This is a genomic window from Devosia sp., assembly GCF_014860165.1.
GTDB lineage: Bacteria > Pseudomonadota > Alphaproteobacteria > Rhizobiales > Devosiaceae > Devosia.
Genome location: NZ_JACZKG010000051.1, coordinates 15,289 through 33,539, shown reverse-complemented (window position 1 = coordinate 33,539; position 18,251 = coordinate 15,289). Strand labels below are relative to the sequence as shown.

15 protein-coding genes are annotated in these 18,251 nt (G+C 62.2%); all 15 read right to left on the bottom strand.

Translation table 11 applies throughout. The features are described 5' to 3' along the window. Positions 1-5: 5 nt before the first annotated feature. The gene (locus IH615_RS12410; protein ID WP_291362186.1) at positions 6-1,784 is read right to left on the bottom strand and encodes a hypothetical protein; all 1,779 of its coding nucleotides are present in this window, start codon (positions 1,782-1,784) and stop codon (positions 6-8) included. 22 nt (positions 1,785-1,806) lie between these two features. Further along, a complete protein-coding gene (locus IH615_RS12405; RefSeq protein WP_291362185.1) occupies positions 1,807-3,651 on the bottom strand; it encodes an ABC transporter ATP-binding protein in 1,845 nt (614 codons plus the stop codon). A gap of 19 nt (positions 3,652-3,670) precedes the next feature. Continuing rightward, positions 3,671-4,765, bottom strand: a complete 1,095-nt coding sequence (locus IH615_RS12400; RefSeq protein WP_291362184.1) for a Gfo/Idh/MocA family oxidoreductase — start codon at positions 4,763-4,765, stop codon at positions 3,671-3,673. Between the two features lie 51 nt (positions 4,766-4,816). Further along, on the bottom strand, positions 4,817-6,037 hold the full coding sequence (locus tag IH615_RS12395) for a glycosyltransferase family 4 protein (RefSeq protein ID WP_291362183.1): 1,221 nt from the start codon (positions 6,035-6,037) through the stop codon (positions 4,817-4,819). Then, positions 6,034-8,025, bottom strand: coding sequence for an acyltransferase family protein (locus tag IH615_RS12390; RefSeq protein ID WP_291362182.1), 1,992 nt, complete (start codon positions 8,023-8,025; stop codon positions 6,034-6,036). Before IH615_RS12390 ends, IH615_RS12395 begins: the two co-directional genes overlap by 4 nt. Positions 8,026-8,031: 6 nt before the next feature. Then, positions 8,032-9,144, bottom strand: coding sequence for an N-acetyl sugar amidotransferase (locus tag IH615_RS12385; protein ID WP_291362181.1), 1,113 nt, complete (start codon positions 9,142-9,144; stop codon positions 8,032-8,034). Beyond that, positions 9,134-10,369: a hypothetical protein gene (locus tag IH615_RS12380; RefSeq protein WP_291362180.1), complete on the bottom strand. Its 1,236-nt coding sequence runs from the start codon at positions 10,367-10,369 to the stop codon at positions 9,134-9,136. Before IH615_RS12380 ends, IH615_RS12385 begins: the two co-directional genes overlap by 11 nt. Further along, positions 10,369-11,124, bottom strand: a complete 756-nt coding sequence (locus IH615_RS12375) for an AglZ/HisF2 family acetamidino modification protein (protein WP_291362179.1) — start codon at positions 11,122-11,124, stop codon at positions 10,369-10,371. Before IH615_RS12375 ends, IH615_RS12380 begins: the two co-directional genes overlap by 1 nt. Then, positions 11,124-11,741 carry an imidazole glycerol phosphate synthase subunit HisH gene (gene hisH, locus IH615_RS12370; RefSeq protein ID WP_291362178.1) on the bottom strand — a complete coding sequence of 206 codons (618 nt, stop codon included), beginning with the start codon at positions 11,739-11,741 and terminating at the stop codon, positions 11,124-11,126. The genes IH615_RS12375 and hisH overlap by 1 nt, the downstream gene beginning before the upstream one ends. Next, positions 11,738-13,177, bottom strand: a complete 1,440-nt coding sequence (locus IH615_RS12365; protein ID WP_291362177.1) for a hypothetical protein — start codon at positions 13,175-13,177, stop codon at positions 11,738-11,740. Before IH615_RS12365 ends, hisH begins: the two co-directional genes overlap by 4 nt. Next, positions 13,174-14,124, bottom strand: coding sequence for a Gfo/Idh/MocA family oxidoreductase (locus IH615_RS12360; RefSeq protein ID WP_291362176.1), 951 nt, complete (start codon positions 14,122-14,124; stop codon positions 13,174-13,176). The genes IH615_RS12365 and IH615_RS12360 overlap by 4 nt, the downstream gene beginning before the upstream one ends. Before the next feature lie 93 nt (positions 14,125-14,217). Further along, entirely contained in the window at positions 14,218-15,489 is a 1,272-nt protein-coding gene (locus tag IH615_RS12355; protein WP_291362175.1) for a lipopolysaccharide biosynthesis protein, read from the bottom strand. Then, on the bottom strand, positions 15,486-16,586 hold the full coding sequence (locus IH615_RS12350; RefSeq protein ID WP_291362174.1) for a DegT/DnrJ/EryC1/StrS family aminotransferase: 1,101 nt from the start codon (positions 16,584-16,586) through the stop codon (positions 15,486-15,488). Before IH615_RS12350 ends, IH615_RS12355 begins: the two co-directional genes overlap by 4 nt. After that, the gene (locus tag IH615_RS12345; RefSeq protein ID WP_291362173.1) at positions 16,583-17,047 is read right to left on the bottom strand and encodes an acyltransferase; all 465 of its coding nucleotides are present in this window, start codon (positions 17,045-17,047) and stop codon (positions 16,583-16,585) included. Before IH615_RS12345 ends, IH615_RS12350 begins: the two co-directional genes overlap by 4 nt. Then, positions 17,047-18,108 carry a Gfo/Idh/MocA family oxidoreductase gene (locus tag IH615_RS12340; RefSeq protein ID WP_291362172.1) on the bottom strand — a complete coding sequence of 354 codons (1,062 nt, stop codon included), beginning with the start codon at positions 18,106-18,108 and terminating at the stop codon, positions 17,047-17,049. The genes IH615_RS12345 and IH615_RS12340 overlap by 1 nt, the downstream gene beginning before the upstream one ends. Positions 18,109-18,251: the final 143 nt, after the last annotated feature.

The window sequence follows — 18,251 nt, the reverse complement described above, 5'->3', positions numbered from 1 at the left end:
ACGGGTCAGCGTTGTGATCGCAGCCGGGCGAGGACGGCGCGTATATGCGTCGCGCCCGACACCTGCGGCACCGTGTGCGTAGGTTCGGGCTTGGAGACGTCCTCGGACGCTTCCTCCAGCAGGTGTCTCAGGCGACTGGCGAATTGGCCATCGACCTGTCCCCAGGCATGACGATCGGACAGCGATCGCGCTGCCAACTCAGTGGTGTCGTGGGCCAAGTCCTGCAGATTCCTCGAAAAGGCTGACCTGTCGGTGCATTCCCGAACGCCCTTGGCCGCGGAAAAGTCGCCATAGGAGTAGCGGTAGCAATCATAGTTCAGCACCGGCAGGCCCAGCCCCAGCGCCCAGCGTATGGTGGTCGAAACCGAGGCGACATAAAGGTCGCAGATTGGGATCAGGTCCTCGGTCGGTGTCCATATGACGCGGACCCCGGGGGGGCAGGCTTGTTCCAGGAAACCGGGTTCGGTGCGCGGATGCGGCCGCACTATCACATTCGCGCGGTCAGAAATCGCCGCGAGTTCGGCGAACCATGCCGCCACCAGGTCGGCGTAACTTCGATACTCGAAGCTGCCGGTGTCGGAACTGGCATACTGGTCCGGCGGAAATGCACACAATAGGACAGGACGATCCGCCGGCAGGCCCAGATCGCGCATCAGCGCCGCTCGCAATTCAGCCCGCTGGCTGAAACGGGCGTGAAGTCGATCATCCTGCGCCGTGCCGATGATCCTGAGCTTGTCCTCGCGGAAGCCGAGACTGTGATAGTGCGTCCACATGGCCGTGCTGTCGAGGCCAATGGCGTTTGCATAGCCGGAGTTGAGTATCCATGGGGCGGGGGGATCGCATCCCAACAGGTGGTAGGCCAGTATCGTGGGGGAGGGCAGCCGGATCATCCTGCGGCCGCTATGGGTGTAGGCCCATTTGGGATAGGCAGTCGCCACCAGCCAGTCGAGCACGGTACGAACCTGATGAGCCCGCGAGTCCCAGTAGTAGGTTGCCGGCTCGATGGGGTTGGGAATGTAGTCGGGCAGCACGACAAAGGGGATGCCGGCTCGCCTCGCCGCGAAGGTCATCACCCCGGTCAGACCCTCCGCATTATCCTCCATCACCACGATTACGTGCGGACGCGCGCGCTCGATCAGCTGTGTCGCTTCGTGGATATGGATACGGCGCTGCAGTACCTGCCGGGAAATACCGAACGAATTCAGGGCGATGGTGCCGACGGCGGCGATTGCGAACGTCGCACGGGACCAAAACATGGCGATCTGCCGCATTGGTGATGGCAGGGCCCGGAGCCGCTGATGCTGCTTCTGCAACAGTCGGATGGGGCTGATGCCCCGGACGGCACGCGCATAACGCCGCAGGGCGGTCTGAATGGCTTGGCCTGGCCGTTTGATCACAGGGGCAGCCACCATCAAGGCTTCCCAGACCGGGCGCAACGCCATCACCAGCCGCCGCCGAAGGGACTTGATGGTCGTGCCTCGCCCCTTTGCCGCAGCTCGCAGGCGTCGCCGTGTGGCTCGTGTCGCCTCCAGGAGCTGGGTATAGCCGACGTGCCGCCCGATCCATCCATCTCGCAAGGCGCGCCGAATCCGGGTAGCCAAGGACACGTGTGGCCCTTTGGCGACCAGGGAGAGGTCGGCGTCGTCGGCAAGCTCGAAGTAGCCTTCTGTCGCGCCGGGGCCGCCCGCCAATACCCGGGCGTTCTCCAGGCCGGAGACCGCAACCTTGACACTTGCGACGTAGGAGCGCTGGCGGGGGGTATCGAGATAGACCAGTATTCGCATCGGATGATCCATCCCGGTGCGGCTAGGCGGTGCCGTGCGCCATGGCCTGCACGAATTCGTTCCGCTGAGTCAAATCCCCAGGCGTGCCGGCATCCACCAACTGCCCCTTGTCCAGGACGAGGAGACGATCTGCCTGTCGAACCGTCGAATAACGGTGGGCGATCGCGATGATAGTGCAGCCGTCGGCATGCAGTCGCCTGATGCTTTCGGCCACCCGCTGCTCGGTGATAGCATCGAGCTGGCTTGTCACCTCGTCCAGCATGACGATTGGTTTGCGATGGTAGAAAGCGCGGGCGAGCGCCAGGCGCTGGCGCTCACCGCCAGACAGGACCGAGCCGAATTCGCCAAGCCGGGTCTCAAGACCATCTGGCATCCGGCTGACGAACTCGTCGGCCGAAGCCAGCGCCAGCGCCTCCATGATTCGCCGGTCGTCGGGCTCCTCATCGACACCAAACTGGATGTTGTCGCGCACGGTCGCGTTGAAGATCGGGACGTCCTGGCTCACGATCGAGATACAGTCCCACCAGTTGCGCACCGCCAGATCGTCCAGCGGAACGTCGTCGATCAGTATCTGCCCCGATGACGGGCGATGCAGGCGCGATATCAGATGGAAAATGGTCGACTTGCCAGCGCCGGAGGGCCCGACGATGGCGACGAACTCGGATGGATTGATCGTGAGGGACAGATCGCGGACACCCGTCTCCGACCCCGGATAGGCAAAGCTGACATCGCGGAACTCGATCCGCGGACGATCCGATGGCAGCGGCAGCACGCCGTCTGTGTCCACATTGGCCGCGGCCTGATCCAGGAAGCGGGTCATCTGAACCACGGCCTCGGAGTGAATGGCAAAGTGCATGTTGGCAATGTGCAGGATGCTGAACGGCCCGAGCAACCGCGTGGCGGCAACCAGAAAGACCAGCAGGATGCCCAGAAGCGATTGCGAGGTTTCCGGCTGGTAGAAAGATGCGACCAAAACAGCCAGGCAGACCAGCAACCCGGCAAGGACCGAAAAGAACGGATAGGTGGCGTTCTGCACGGCGATGGTTTGTGCCTGCACCGTGCGCAGGGTCTCGAGAAGCTTGCGGATGCGACCCAAAAATATCTCGGTCGCATTGAAGATGCGGATGGTGCGCTTGTTATTCACCGCCTCGAAATACGCCTGGGTAAAGCGCTCCTGGCTTTCCGTGAGCTGGGTATCGAGCCGGCGCGACAATGGCCCGGTAATGGCGCGGAACAATGCGGAGGCAACGATGGCAAATGCAGCCAGTCCCATCAGTGCGGTCGGTGTGATGGCCAGCAACAGCCCCAGGATAAGGACAATCGTCATGACCGCGGCAATCAACTGCATCAGGAAACGTGCAGCGATGCCGGCTCGTGCGGGGAACGAGGCGGTGAAGTTACCGGTTTCGCCCGAAGTCAGCGACTCGGCAAACGACAGCCGGCTCTCCATGATCGCCATGAAAGCGCGGATGCGCAGGTCCCGCTCGACCCGCAGGGGCATGATGTAGACAATGACGTCGAGCAGGTATTGCAGGATACCCTTGGCCACCAGGATGAACAGGATGAGCAGGGCAACCCATCGAAGCCTGCTGGTTGGATCTAGTGGCTGGAGCAGCGCCCCGATCTGCTCGAGAAACGGCACACCGCCAAATACGGAGTCGACGGAGAACGACTGCAGCAAGGGCACGATCAGCATGACCGAGAAGCTGTCGGTGAGCGCATTGAGCAGCGCCAGGACGATGAACCCTGCCATCATCGACCAGTTGCTGCGCGACAGCCGGAAGGTCAGGCGCGCATTGTGGATGGTCTGCAAGAGGCCGTCGATCCAGCCGAAAGCCAGCCTGCGCAGGTGACCGAGGAATGGCATTGCTGGTGCGCGATCTGAATTAGGCAATGGGAAGGTCGCCGTAGGAGGCGATTTCCGGATCGTCCAGTCGGACTGTCGAACCGCCTCGTTTGTTGGAAATATGCGCCGCTACCAGTGCCTGCATGGCCAGCCGACCGTCCTCGCCCGTGGGGTAGTTTGCACCAGCCAGCAACGCTTCCAGCACGGAGCGGGTGGGAGCTACGGCGTCGGCGGGGGTGATTGCCGCAACCGTGACGGAGTAGGGCATGCCATAGCGCGTCGTTGGTTGATCTCGATGTTCCTGATCGCGCACCGTCATTGTCATCTGCCCACTCAGTTCATCGATATCGATCCGACCATTGCGGCAGTTGTATGTGACGAACATGCCATGACCCTGGTCGGGCGAACAATCCAGATAGAAGCGTTTGCCCGAGGCGGTGGTCATTCGCACCGACCCCGCGGCATCGATGAATTGCGGACCGCGCGGGTTCGGCAGCGCCTCGGGTGAGAACCAGGCATTGACACTCACTGGGGCTTCGTCGGTCAGGTACCTGAACATCTCGAAGTAATGCGTTCCATTCATGGCCATGCCGAAATTTCCGGCGCTGACGATCACGCTGCCCAGGCCGCCATAGGCCGGGCTGTTCACCAGATCCCTTGGCTTCTGATACTGCTCCATGAAGCGCATCTGGTGATTGATGGCCAGCCTAGTACCGCTGTCGAGACAGGCCTCGATCATCGCGTCGCAGGCAGCGATGGACGTTGCCGCTGGCTTTTCGCACAGCACGGCCCGCACGCCCGACCGTGCCGCATGCACCACCAGGTCGCGATGCGTCGGGGCCGTGGTGCTGACAATCAACACCTCCGGCCTGACCTCATCGATAAGTCTGAAGGGGTCGGTATACTGCCGGTCGGCGCCAAGCCCGAGCTTCGTTCCCGCCGCGCTCAGCGCATCGGGGAGGATATCGCTTACCGCTTCCAGCGACAGCCCGAGATCCCCCACTACCGATGCATGCCGCATACCCATGCGGCCGACGCCGATGATTGCTACCCTAGCCTGGGACATCCGAAAACTCGCCTCGAAACGACAACGTATTTGTCGGGAGGAGGTATCTGCATTGCCGGGCGTATGCAAGCCGCTCGGGCAAAGGGCAGAGACGCGGTTTCGCGGCCAAGGCGAGCGCGTTTACTGCCTTGATTGGCCCGCGGCCACAGTCAGCACGGACCTGTAGACATTGAGCAGCAGCGCCGCATTGGTGCGAGGGTCAAAATTCCGATGCGCCATCGCTCGAGCGGCAGCGCCCATGGTCTTGGCGAGTTGTGGGTCCTCCGCCAGACGCGCAATGGCGTCGGCGAGCGCAGCAGCGTCTCGTGGCGGCACCGCAAGGCCGGTGACGCCATTCACCAGAGTATCAGGCTTGGGTGCGCGCAGGGCGACGATGGAAGGCACACCAGCGAACGCGGCCTCGAATATGGGCCTGCCGGGAGCGTCGAAATGCGAGGGAAAGCACAGGGCGTCCATCTGTTCATAGGCTTCTGCGATGCGCGGACTGAAGCCGAGCATGTGAATATTTTCCTTTATGCCCAGCCGGTCAATCTCCGCGAGCACCTCGGCCTTCATGTTTTGCCCCAGACCCAGGGAGTTCAGCAGGCGGGCCTTGAGACCTCTGGACGGCGCAGCATCGTCACCGACAATCAGAAACTCCAGGTCGTGGCCGCGTCGGGCTAGCATGCCCGCCGCCTCGATCAGTTCGCCTATGCCCTTGACCTTGAGCAAGTTGCCCACGAAGCCAACCTTGAATGTGTCGGGGCGCAAGGCCTGAGGCATGACGAGCGGGGGCGCATCGATCGGCACGTTCTTCGGCGAGAAGGCGTTGTGGATGACTGTGACGGGCAGGTCGGCCGGCAGGCTCTCGCGCACGGTTTCGTCGATGGCCACCACCGCCTCGGCCTGCCGCGACAGCAGGGCCGAGATCATGCGTGTGCGCCAGGACTGGCCGCCTCGCGCCACCGAGCGCACATGCACGATGGTCGGCACCTTGAACAAGCGCCGCGCAATGAGCCAGGGAACGAGCCCCGTGAATTCGTTGACGTGGATGAGATCTATATCCGGCCACTGCGATCGGGCTCGATATAATGCGACAATAGTTGATGGCAGATAGGCCAGTTCCCTGAGCATGACCAGCCAGCGCAGGCCGCGGTAGTAACTGTAGCGCGTGTTGTCGAACTGCGTGATGCCGCGTGCGCTGATGACCGGTCCAAGAGCGCCAAAAAAGCGCTCCACACTGCCTCTTGCGGTCACGAACCGGGGCTCGACCGTGCCGGGTGGGAAGGCGCCTATGGCTTCGGAGAGACTCCTTGAGGCACCACCGAAGGCACCGATCATGTGGATATAGAGGACCTTCATTGCTGGCGGCTCGCGTTCATCAGGTTGCGCACTTTCATGTCATTGCCGATGGCATCGACAAGCTTCTTCCCGCCCGCCCGGCTCAGGTGATCGGTATCGGTGTAGAGCAGTTGGCCATTTTGCTGCGTCTGACAACGCCCATCGCCTGCGTCACAAAATACCGCTTCGGGATAGATTGCGATGAAACCTCCCTGGCTATCATGTTCCCGCACCATGGCCAGAAGGTCGTGATGACGTTCGAGATAGCGCGCCCGGCTCGTGGTGAGTGGAACACCGCCTCGAGCAGCCAAGCGTGCCGCTATGCGCGGAACATGCCACCCCACCTCGGGTACTGGCGCGACGTAGATGACGGCTATGTCGTTCTCGAGCAGCGTGGTGATCGTCTTGTCCCAGAGCGCGTTGACGCGGGCGATGCGCGTCGCGTCGTCCAGGCCAGGCATGCCCGCTGGCTGCATTGCAAACGGTTCACCTGGTTCGACACCGCCTTCGCCATTATCGAACCGCGTGCCGACGAAATAGGCTGTGCCACGATCATGGATGATAACGGTTTTGACCTGCTCCGCACGCAACCTGGCAAGCACAGCGGCGGCAAAGTCCGCGCATTCGTCGGTGCCGAAGACGGGCTCCACGCCAATGACGAAGGGGCAGCCGGGATAGGTCAGGAATTGTGCAGCAATCCCGTTGTCGGACAGCAGGGCTGACAAAGCGTCTGCCAAGGTTTCTGCATGGCTGTCACCAAGCACCGCCCATGTCACGGGGGCCCCGGTTGCGCCGATCAGGCATGGCTTTTCGATCGAGCGGTTCTGGCAATCCTGGTTAGCCAGCACGGTCGTGCCGCGCTCTGCTGCTGCCTGCAGCAACAGTTGTTGCTCCTCATTGTAACGCTGTGGCAAACCACGGAAGGCAACAATCCCCAGACACACAATGATGAGCGCGCTGCTGGCCAGGGCCACATCAATCCAGGCTTTCGGCGACAATGTCCTGCCGCGGCGAACGGGCATTTCGATGAATCGCCAGGTGAGGCCGGCAAGCACCAGACACAGGGCCAAAAGGCCCGTTCGGCTGAAGCCATCGAGATCGATGAGGGAGTATTGGCGCGCAAGGGCCAGCACCGGTTGATGCCAAAGGTAAAGCGGATAAGAGATAAGGCCGACAGCCACGAACGGCTGCGAGGACAGGATGCGCGTGGCGAGCCCGCCGCTACGGCGAAAAGCTATCACCAGGACCGATCCAGACACAGCGGCGACATTGGCGCCATAATTTCCGCCCAGCGCAAAGGCTCCGACGATCAGCGCAAGGCCCAGAGCTGGCAGGGCACCCTGGCCCCTGAAGGTCATCGGTGCGGAGAGCCGCACATGCAGCAAGGCGACGAGCGCGCCGGCCAGAAGCTGCCACATGCGAAAAACAACCAAATAGAAGACCGCTGGTGACTCAGCTCCCATAACCAGCGCCGCCGTGAGCGAAACGGCCAGGCCAAGCGCCAGGCCGATAAGCAGTAGGCGCCTGCTCCTGCCGAGGAGAAACAGTGCTAGCGGGTAGAGCAGGTAAAACTGCTCCTCGACGGACAGCGACCAGAGATGAATGAGGGGCGTGAGGTCCGCGGCCTCGGACCAGTAGTTGGTCGTCCAGTAGAAGTAGAGATTGGAGACAAAGAGCAGACCCGCCAGCGCACTGTGCGCCAGGGCCAGCAGCGCCTCCGGCGGGAGGATAAGGAAGCCGCCAAGCAACGTGGCCGCGCATACTAGATAGAGGGCTGGCAGCAGACGCCGCGCCCTGCGGCGATAGAAATCAAGTACCACACCGGCGCTGATGTCCTGCTCGAGCAGGTGCCGGGTGATCAGGTAGCCCGAGATAACAAAGAAGACGTCGACACCGAGCAGGCCGCTCGGCAAGGCCCGCGCATCACCGAATGACAAGCCGAAATGAAATGCGAGCACGCCGCCAACTGCAACCGCCCGCAGACCATCGATGTCTGCGCGATAACGCATGAAGGGTCAGCCAATATACCGGCGGGTCGCATTGACCAGCCGCTTGGCGGTCTCGAACAGGCTATGGCTGGTCTTGTAGTCCTCGAAGGTCTTGTTGGGAGAAGCCACGATGGCTGCAAGATCGTCAGCCTTCAAGCCCAGCTTCTTGGTCACGTAATCGCGGTCCTCAACCAGCAGGTTTTCCGGATAGACCGGCTCCTGCATGGCAGCCAGGGCCTGCTCACGTGTCATCTGGCCCGAAAGCACCAGGTTCGAATAATGGGCCTTCCGCTTGTCGATGTCGAATTTTCGCGGCAGCAGGTAGGCTTGGTAGAAGCGCGTGTAGATCGACTCGTAGTGCTTGCCGCCGTAATAGACCCAGCCCAGCTCGTTCTGCAGCACGTCCATCGCCACTTTCTTGTCGTAGTCGACGAAGTTCAGGATGGAAACGAGCCGTATCTTGCGCAGGAACACGTAGTAGCCCAGCCGCGCTAATGAGAAATGCGGGTAGCTCGCCAGTCGGGAGGTGCCAAAGCGCTTGTGGACATCCTTGATATAGGTCCAGTCGAAGTAGCCGTAGCCCCACTTCTCCGGCAGAATCGCCTCCGACACCACATTGGTCCCTGTAATGACGTGCTTGAGATTGTGCTTGGCCGCCATTTCATAGAGCAGGGCGAAGATCGCATGGTCGGTCGGCACCTCTCCGTCAGGGGTAGCCGCCTTGAGGAAGGAAAGCTGCAGGTCGCGGAACTCCATCCAGTCAATGACGTGGGTGTGCAGGTCGATGCCCAGCGTCTCCAGCGTTTTCTGGATGTTGGCCACGGCCAGCTCGGAATTCCATCCATTGTCCAGATGGATCGCCAGCGGCCGAAGGCCGAGTTCCTTGACGATATAGGCGACATAGGTGCTGTCGACGCCCCCGCTGACGCCGATGACGCAGTCGTATTTCTTGCCCTTGCCGGCCGCCTTGATCTCGGCCACCAGCTCCGCCAGCTTTTCCTTGCGCTGCTCCAGCGGCACGAGGCGCTGCCCGGCAACACGGTCGTAACGGTGGCAGTGGCTGCAGACCCCGTCGGCATCGAAGGTGATGTCCGGGTCCGTGGTATCCATGATGCAGCGCGTACAGGTCTTATGTTGCATAGATTTCGGCGCTGGCATCCAGACGCCGCCCTTCGATGAATTTGAGCAGGAAGTAACCCGTCACGAGCCCGACAAGAATGGAAATGTGCAGGATCGCCGTGATCCCGCCGCCCAGCAACCATGCCATGAGCGCGAACACGAAGTAGCTCGACGCCAGCGAGGCTTCGACATAGCGATGGCGCGACAGGCACACGTCGATGAACCGATAAAGGGCCGCCGTGAGCAGCCCAGCCAGCACCGAGATCGCGAGCACCCCGCTCAATCCGCCCAGCAGCACGCCTTCAGAGAAGATTGTGGCGGTATTATTGTGCCCCGCCATGATGATATTGATCGGATAGCCGGACAAGTAGGTGGTCAGCAGGCCGAAATGGGTGAGGACCCAGTCCAACTGCATGCTGCGATCGATGCCGGTCACCAGCGTGAATACGCGGTCCCCGAAGATCGCGGGCAGCTGCGAGAGATAGCCGGGCAGGTCTTCGCCGCGCAGATGCAGGTCCCATATCTTCCAGGCGACGTCGCCTTGCAGCACCGTCAGCCGGTAGAACAACCGGCCCAGTATGACCATCGGGTCGGACAAGCCGTCAAAGAAACGGTAGCCGAGGGCGATCCCCCCCAGGGCAGCCCCAGACAGGGGAACCAGAAGCCAGCCCGAAACGCGCCAGAAATAGACCACAACTGCCGGCAGAAATGCCAGCACAACCCCGGATTTGAAGCCGAACGACAGCGCAATGAGCGCGACGACAATCGCGGGAACGGCCAGCGGAATCATGGCGTCGTACCATGGCCGCCGCGAATAGATCAGCGCCAGATAGGCGAGTATGGCCGGGGAGTAGTATTTGAGAATGAGGTAACTGAGGGCGCCTGTGTCGCCCAGCGCGCTGCGAAAGTCACCCCGCCCGACGGTGCGCAGGACCACGTTGATTCCACCCGAAACGAACAGGGTGAACAGGGCCATGGCCACCAGGGATGCCGTGGCCAGGATCCAGACGCGATCACTGGGCAGCTGGGCAGCGCGCGCGCGAAGCCAGTCGAACCGAAAGACGCTGAACTCCCGTGTCAGGAGCAACGTGGCCAGGAAAGCGACAATCCCGGCGCAGAAGGCGATGGTGGCGTGATTAGCGTAGCCCTTCTGCATGACCGAGGCGCCGTAGGTACCACCTTCCATCGCCATGACGCCGATCAGCGGCGCTACGAAGCAGAAGGCGACGATATACCGAAACGGCATCAGATCACCGCCTTGAGGTCGCCGCGTGACGGGTAGGTGATCAGTACGGCGCGGTGCGGGCCGTGAAATACGAACATGGCGCCGGCCGCTACTGAATCGGCGCCGCTGGCGACCGCCGCGCCGAAGTCGGCGATCTTGCCCGCGCCGCCGGCAGCGATGAGGGGAACGTTGGCCACCGCCGCGACGCTCCGGATCAGGTCAAGGTCATACCCGGCCATCGTGCCGTCGCGTTCGATGCTGGTCAGCATGATCTCGCCAGCGCCCATGTCCTGCACCTTGCGCGCCCATGTCGCGGGATCCAGCCCGGTGCCCCTGGTTCCCGAATGACTGCGCACTTCATAGCGCCCGAACAGTGTCTTCTTGACGTCGATCGACACCACCACCGCCTGGCTGCCGAACTCACGCGCCGCCGCGGCAATCAGGTCAGGGCTCGCAATGGCGGCCGAGTTGATCACCACCTTCTCGATGCCGATGCCCAGGATACGGCGCATTTGCTCGATGGTGCTGATGCCGCCGCCATAGGCCACGGGCATGAAGCACTCACCGGCAATATCGGCAATCGTGTCGAAGGCAGGCCCCTTGGAAGCTGTCGTGGCGGTGATATCGAGCAGGATGAGTTCATCGACTTCCTTGTCGTTGAATATCTTGATCGCGTTTATGGGGTCGCCGACATACTTGGGTGCCCGGAATGCCGTGGTCTTGACCAGGCCCCCTTCGCGCAGCAGCAAGGTGGGGATGACTCGCGTCTTGAGCATTAGAAACGCTCCGCAAAGTTCTTGAGCAGCCACATCCCGAACCTATGGCTCTTTTCGGGGTGAAACTGACCGGCCACGATATTGTCCCGTGCCACGGCTGCCGCAAAGCTCGTGGCCCCGTAGCGGGCTTCCAGCAGCACATCGGATACACTGTCTGGCTGCACGAAGTAGGAATGCGCGAAGTAGAAGCGGGTCTCTTCTGCCATGTCGGCAGTGACTGCACTCTCCTTGACGGCCGTCACCTCATTCCAACCCATATGCGGCACCCGCAGGGTCGGGTCCGCCTTCTGATCGAAGCGCACGGTTTGGGCCGCAAGCCATCCAAGGCCGGGAAGGTCACCTTCCTCGCTGCCGCGCGTCATAAGGTGCATGCCCAGGCAAACGCCCAGCGTGGGCACGCGTTCCTCGAGCACCTTGCGGGTGAGCAGCGGAATCATGCCGGACTCCGTCAGCTTTCGCATCCCGGCGTCAAAGGAGCCCACGCCGGGAACGATGATCTTGGTGGCATCCTCGAGGTCCCGCGGCGCCGAAGCGATGCGCGAGACCTGGCCGATCTTGCGCAGCATATTGGTCATCGAGCCCAGGTTGCTGGTGCCGTAATCAATGATCGTGATCATGGCGTTTCGATATCCCGCTCCTGCAGCAATTCAAGCATGTTCTGTATATATCCGGGTCCGAAGAAGTAGCTTGATTGCTCCGGCGTGACCACGCCCCAGCGGCGCTCCCTCAACATGATGGCCAGTTGTTCGGGTGACCCTACGAGCGGCGCGACCCCCGTGTCCACCAGTTCGGCCATGCTTGCGTGCCCCGGCAGACCAAGAACCGCCGTCGGCGTTCCGATGCCCAGCGCGTCATAGTGACAGGTCGACGATATGCTCAGGTGCAGGTCGGAAAGGGCGATGATCTCGTGCGTGGGGGGTATCGCGTCACCGGCCATCACGACCAGTCGCGGATCATGCGCGGCGATGGCTTGGTAATTGGCACCATCGCCATCATATCCTGGATGGAGGCGGACCACGAAGCGCACCGGTTCCCGATAGGCGGACAGGAAATCGGTGATGAACCGGTCCACCAGTTCACGGGCAAAACCCTGTGAGGTGAAGGTGACCACAGGTAGCGCGTGGTCTGGCCGAAAGCGGGTCTCCCGCAGGGCTCGTCCGGCGGCAATTGCCGGAGCGCCGGTTACCCGTAACCGTCCCAACCGACCCAGGGCGGTGGCAGACAGGCGGTCGACGTCACGTTGGCCAAACACCGCCAATCGGTCCGGCAGCAACAGGCTGGACGGATCCGCTGCAAGCGCCGATGCCGGAATGGATTCCGGATGATGCACGCCAAAATCGCCGTGCTGGATCTCCACATAGGGAATGCCAAGGGCACGTGACGCGGCGATCAGCGAGTGCAGACCTGTATTTGCCGCCAGTACACTTTCGGGCTTGAAGCGCCGGAGCACGCTTCGATACAGGGCCGCGCGGTATCGAAACACATCGTATTTCCGCTGCACCCGGCGCGGCGTGAAATCAGGCAGGCCCAGGCCTTCGGTGATCGCCTGGGACAGGCGCGTGCTGGAGGACGAGGGCGGCCGCTGTCCCAGAAAACGCCCCATGACGGCGCTGGCCACGACAAGGGCGGTATCGTCAAAGACTGGTTGGCGGTGTGCCCGGCGGCTCGGATTTTCGAATCCAGCAGCATCGATCGAAGAAAACAGAGCGCCGCCAGGCACCGCGTCGATCAGGTCGTCGAAATACACATCGCGATAGGTGCCGTTCCGCCGATCGCGCAGGCCTGAATTGGACGTCTTGCAGATGTAGCGATAGCCCTGTTGGGCCGTCGCAAACTGCCAGGCGGCCCGAGGCAGCGACAGCAGAAGCCGCGAGCGGGGGATCGGTGCGCGCTTGAGCTCCAGATTCTGCAACTGCACCGATGTCTCAAATCGCATCAGCCGCCACAACGACACGCCACCCTCGACGATGGAGAACGCGTCGTAGCGCTGTTCAAACTCCTGGATCCTGGCTGAGATCTCCGGTTCGGCCAGGATGGCCTTGCCGGCCGTCATCCCGCCAAGCCGAAAATATCGGCGACCAGCTTCATCGACTGCAGGGAGTCGTCGATATCGGCCAGCTGAGCCGGCTCCCCGCGCACCGACAGCAGGGCCTGTTCCGCCTGGTAACGTAGACCGGGCTTGTAGGTCTTGTCGTCGTCGCTCAGCTCCAGGGGAATCTGCGCGCGGGTATCGCGCAATTGAACCGCGCCCTGCTCCAGGGGGCGCATTTCTATGCGCTTTGCCGGCGTCGAGACGGACACGGCCCAAGGGCCGGGGCCGTCCCAGATGCCTTCGTAGATCCCGATGTCGCCGCTTGAAAACTCCACCTTCGCGACGACCAGTCCCGGCGCATCCGGGTTCCATGCCACTACGGGGGTTACCGCAACAATGCTGCCGCGGCCGAACACCCGGAAATAATCGATCACGTGGATGGAGTTTGCGAACATGTAGTTCTGCGCCACCAGCTCCGGCTGTCCGTGATGAATGCGGGCCGCAACCTGGTCCTGCTGGTCCAGCACCTTGATGAATCGCTTGCCGTCGGCGTCCGAAAGCTGCGCAAGGGCGGAACGCGTACTGGAATAGGCGCGCCGGTTGAATGCGACATGGACCGTCGCGCCCCCCGATCGCGCCGCGTCCCGGATGCGCTGAGCATCGGGAAGGTTGTACCCGGCCGGCTTTTCCAGCAGGACCTGCCAGGGATGCGCGAAGCACTGTCCGGCAATCTCTGCCATTGCCAGTTCCGGCACGCTCACCACGACCAGGTCGGCCTTGGTCTTTTCATACAGGTCGTCCACCGACGAGGCCACAATGGCGCGATGCGGCGCAGCAAGCGGCGCTGCGCGATCGGCCGAACGGCTGAAGATACCGGCTATCGTCACGTCCGGCAGGCTGGCAAAGGCCTTGATGTGCTCGGTGGTCATATAGCCCGCACCGACGAACGCCACTTTGATATTGGTCACTGTTTGCTCCAAGACGCTAGAACGCGGGCAGGGGTAGGGATGCGTGCGCGGTTTACCTTGATTGTGCGGTGTCCTGCAACGGGCTGGTGACGATCACCTGGCATGCGCGCTCGGTTGCAGGCCCCAGGGCATTGGATGAGCGCGGGAGGCCAGCCACCATGTACCCAGAAACTGCAGCAGCTGTGCACACATGAAGGCTTGCGCTGCCCCCTCCAGACCTCGCGTCGTCAGCAGGATATAGGACAGGCCGACATTGAGCAGCCCGCAGGTCAGTGACACCGCCGCAAGCCTGCCGGTCTTACCGGCGAAGAAGACATAGTTCGTGACCAGAAGGTACATGCCCCCAAAGGCTTGCCCGATAGTGACATAGATGATGACCGGCCCCGCCGAGCGAAACTCCTCGCCAACCAGGACGGACAGCAGGGCGGGTGCCGCCAGCCCCATAGCCACGCCCAACAACAAGAGCATGCCAAAGCCGAGATAGGTCAGGCGAACGACCGCCAGGTCCAGGTTGGGATCATTTTGCTTGAGCGATCGCATCAGCCAGGGGGCAAAGGCGCGATTGCCGGCATCGGTGACCAGGTTCAGCACCAGGCCGATCTGGATGGCGACCAGGTATATGCCGGCACTGCCGACATCGAGGATATTGCTGATCATGAAGCGGTCGACGGAGGCAATAAGCAACCCGCCTATTGCATGGGGCACCAAGGGCAGTCCGAACCTGAGTGCCTGCCGGGCATAGTCCCGCGTTCCTGGCAACCGCAGCCACCCCCCGGATCGCATCATCGCCAGGGCCAGCAACGCCGCTGCGGCCGCGGCTAGGGTCACGCCGGCCGCCCGCCCCTGCCACGCCAGACCCAAGCTCAGCACCAGGACCAGCGACAGCCCTAGGTCCAACGTCGCCTGCGTCAGCCGCAGGGCGCCGAAGCGGATCGGCTGCCCCGCCGACTGAAAGATGGCCAGTTGTGACTGGACGACGAAGTTGGCGCCCGACACGGCCACCGCGATAAGCAGCCATGGCCCAGGCAGCTTGGTGAAGGTCTCAAGGAGGGGCAATGTGATGAGTACGACGGCCAGCACCAACAGCAGGCTGCCTGCCAGCACCGCCAGGCAGGAGCCCACGAAACGCGGAAAATCTATGGTTTCCCGGTCGAAGAAGCGCACGCCAATTGCGCCATGCACACTCAGCCCGGCCAAGGCGCCAAGGAGTTGCACCACGACGCCGAACATGGCTATGCGGCCATAGTCCTCGGGCGACAGGACGCGCGTGAAGAGCGGCAGCAACAACAGGGGTATTGCCGCCGTCAGCATGTTGGCGACCACATAGATCAGTGCGGGACCAAGAATGGTCCGCGCGCCGCTCATGAGGCGAAGAAATCCCGGACGGCCGAGCAGACCTCATCGACCTGGTCCATGTCGAGATGCTCGCCGATGGGCAGGCTGAGCACCTCGGCACCCATGCGGGCCGCAAAGAAGTCTACCTGCGCCTGGGGGTGGCTGGCATAGGCAGCCAGCCGGGGCAGCGCGACCGGATAATGCACGCCCGTCTCGATCCCTCTCGCCTTGAGGTGATTTGCCAGGGCATCCCGCTGTGCGGTTCGCACCACATAGAGGTGATAGGCATGCCTGGCCCGGTTGCCGCGGTGCGGCAGCGTCAGGCCGGGAATGCCAGAGAGGCGGTCTGCATAGCGGTCGGCCACGGCGATGCGCCGCTCGATCCAGCCGTCGAGGTGGGGCAGCTTTGTGGACAATATGGCGGCCTGCAATCCGTCGAGGCGCGAGTTGCGGCCTTCAAACTCATGGTCGTACTTGGCCACCCGACCGTGATTGGCAATCATGCGTGCGCGCCTGGCAAGCGCCTCATCCCCGCAGGTGATGGCGCCGGCGTCGCCATATGCGCCGAGATTTTTACCCGGATAGAAGCTGAAGGTGCCAAAATCGCCGATCGTACCGACGGTTTGCCCGTCGATAACAGCGCCATGGGCCTGTGCGCTATCCTCGATGACCTTGAGGTTGTGCTCGCGCGCAATCGTCATCAGCGCCGGCATGTCGCAGGGATGGCCATAGAGATGCACCGGTATGATGGCGCTGGTCCTGTCCGTAATAAGCTGGCGCACGGATTCGGGGTCCAGCACGTAGGTATCCTGGTCCACATCGGCGAACACGACCTTCAGGCCAGAGCGTCCCACAGCCTCCGATGTCGCGATGAAGCTGTTGGCGGGCAGGATGACCTCTGATCCCGCTGGCAGCGCCAGGGCTTCAAGGGCGATTTCGAGGGCATCGGTGCCATTGCCCACGCCGATACAGTAAGGTGATCCCACCCAGGCTCCGAAGCTGGCTTCGAAATTCCGCACGGCCGGGCCACCGATAAAGGCCGAAGTGGCAATCACCTCGGCGATGGCGGCGTCCATCTCGTCCTTGATTGAAAGGTATTGGGCATGCAGGTCGAGGAATTTGATCAAGTTAGCGCCCTCAGCTTTCGCGCGGGGTTGCCCGCATAGATTCCGGGTTCTTTGATGTCGCGCGTGACGACGGCGCCCGCACCGATAACGACGCCGCTGCAGATGGATACCGGCATGATGGTTGCGTTACTGCCGATGGACACGCCGTCGCCGATATTTGTCGATCGCCACTTGGACCGGTCGCCCCGAGCGGGTCCGCCCGATGCAAAGGTGTCGTTGATGAACATGACGCCATGGCCAACAAAGCAATCGGTGCCGATCGTCACGAACTCGCAAATGAAGCTGTGCGACTGGACGCGGGTGCGGGCCCCAATGCTCACCTGCTTCTGTATTTCGACGAAGGGGCCCACGAAAACATCGTCTCCGAGCACGCAGCCATAAAGATTGGCAGGCTCGGTGATCGTGACACCCGTGCCCATTGTGACGTCGACGATGCCGACCTGGCGCAAGGTACCGGTCATCAGTCGCGACGGCCCAGGCGCGTTGAGTGGCGCACGGCGCCGACACGCACCTCTTTGCCGGTCTCGATCGATTCGTAGATGGCGTTGATGAGTTCGAGGCTCTTTCGGCCCTCATGGCCGTCCACCGAAGGCGGCACGCCATGCCGCAGGCAGGATACGATGTGGTCGTAATAGGCTTGGTGACCAAAACCGTAGACGTTTGGGGGATTGACCGAAAAACGGGTCATCACCTCCTCGTCGTCTGGCTGCGGGTCGACAAAGTTCCACACCTTCATCTGATTGACTGCAAAGCCGCCGATCTCGACCGATCCAGTCTCGCCCAGGATGGAAATCGATCCCTCGAGATCCTTCGGACGAATAGCGGTCGTGGCCTCGATGACGCCAAGGGCCCCGTTCTTGAACCGCAGCACGACAACGGCGGTGTCCTCAGTCTCTATCTTGGCCAGCGCCCTGGTTGAATGCGCGAACACGCTCTCCACCGGCCCCATCATCCATTCAAGCAGATCGACGTGGTGACTGGCCTGGTTGGTCAGTACGCCGCCGTCGAGAGCCCAGGTTCCCCGCCAGGGATCCTGGTCGTAGTAGCGCTGGTCCCTGCTCCAGCGCACCCTGACGGTCCCCATCGTCAGCTTGCCAAAGCGGTTCTGGTCCACAGCCTCGCGCAGCTTGACCACGGGTACGTTGAAGCGGTTCTGCTTGACCACGAACAACTGGATCCCGGCATCGGTGCATGCGGCGATCATGGCGTCGGCGCTCTCCAGCGTGAGCGCCATCGGCTTCTCGACCACAATGTGCCGGCCATAAGGGGCCAGCGCCACGACATGTTCCGCGTGGTGCCCGCTCTCGGTAAGCACGACCACGACATCGCAGTCGACGGTCCGCATCATGTCGTGGAAGTCGGCAAACGCCGGTACGCCAAACTGGGACGAGATCGCCTCGGCCTTGGCGAGGTTGATGTCGCACACGGCGACGAGCTTCGCGCCCTCAATGGCGCCATTGCCCAGCAATTCGGAATGGCGTTTTGCGATGCGACCGCAGCCCACCAACGAGAATCGTAACATGATCAGCTTCTGAACCTTTGGGAACGCCTCCTTATTGTCGGATGAGTTGCCAAGGTCAACCATTGCGTGTCCAAATCCGCCGAGAGGCGGGGCTCCTGGCCGGCTCGGCCCCCTCGGGCGTGGCGGCAAGCGGGAGCCTGGAG

Bases quoted from the DNA above. Each gene is read 5' to 3' on its own strand.
- IH615_RS12365 (WP_291362177.1), bottom strand. From the start codon at position 13,177: ATGACGGCCGGCAAGGCCATCCTGGCCGAACCGGAGATCTCAGCCAGG.
- IH615_RS12380 (WP_291362180.1), bottom strand. From the start codon at position 10,369: ATGCCGTTTCGGTATATCGTCGCCTTCTGCTTCGTAGCGCCGCTGATC.
- IH615_RS12340 (WP_291362172.1), bottom strand. From the start codon at position 18,108: ATGTTACGATTCTCGTTGGTGGGCTGCGGTCGCATCGCAAAACGCCAT.
- IH615_RS12390 (WP_291362182.1), bottom strand. From the start codon at position 8,025: ATGCGTTATCGCGCAGACATCGATGGTCTGCGGGCGGTTGCAGTTGGC.
- IH615_RS12395 (WP_291362183.1), bottom strand. From the start codon at position 6,037: ATGAAGGTCCTCTATATCCACATGATCGGTGCCTTCGGTGGTGCCTCA.
- hisH (WP_291362178.1), bottom strand. From the start codon at position 11,741: ATGATCACGATCATTGATTACGGCACCAGCAACCTGGGCTCGATGACC.
- IH615_RS12385 (WP_291362181.1), bottom strand. From the start codon at position 9,144: ATGCAACATAAGACCTGTACGCGCTGCATCATGGATACCACGGACCCG.
- IH615_RS12355 (WP_291362175.1), bottom strand. From the start codon at position 15,489: ATGAGCGGCGCGCGGACCATTCTTGGTCCCGCACTGATCTATGTGGTC.
- IH615_RS12375 (WP_291362179.1), bottom strand. From the start codon at position 11,124: ATGCTCAAGACGCGAGTCATCCCCACCTTGCTGCTGCGCGAAGGGGGC.
- IH615_RS12345 (WP_291362173.1), bottom strand. From the start codon at position 17,047: ATGACCGGTACCTTGCGCCAGGTCGGCATCGTCGACGTCACAATGGGC.
- IH615_RS12405 (WP_291362185.1), bottom strand. From the start codon at position 3,651: ATGCCATTCCTCGGTCACCTGCGCAGGCTGGCTTTCGGCTGGATCGAC.
- IH615_RS12410 (WP_291362186.1), bottom strand. From the start codon at position 1,784: ATGCGAATACTGGTCTATCTCGATACCCCCCGCCAGCGCTCCTACGTC.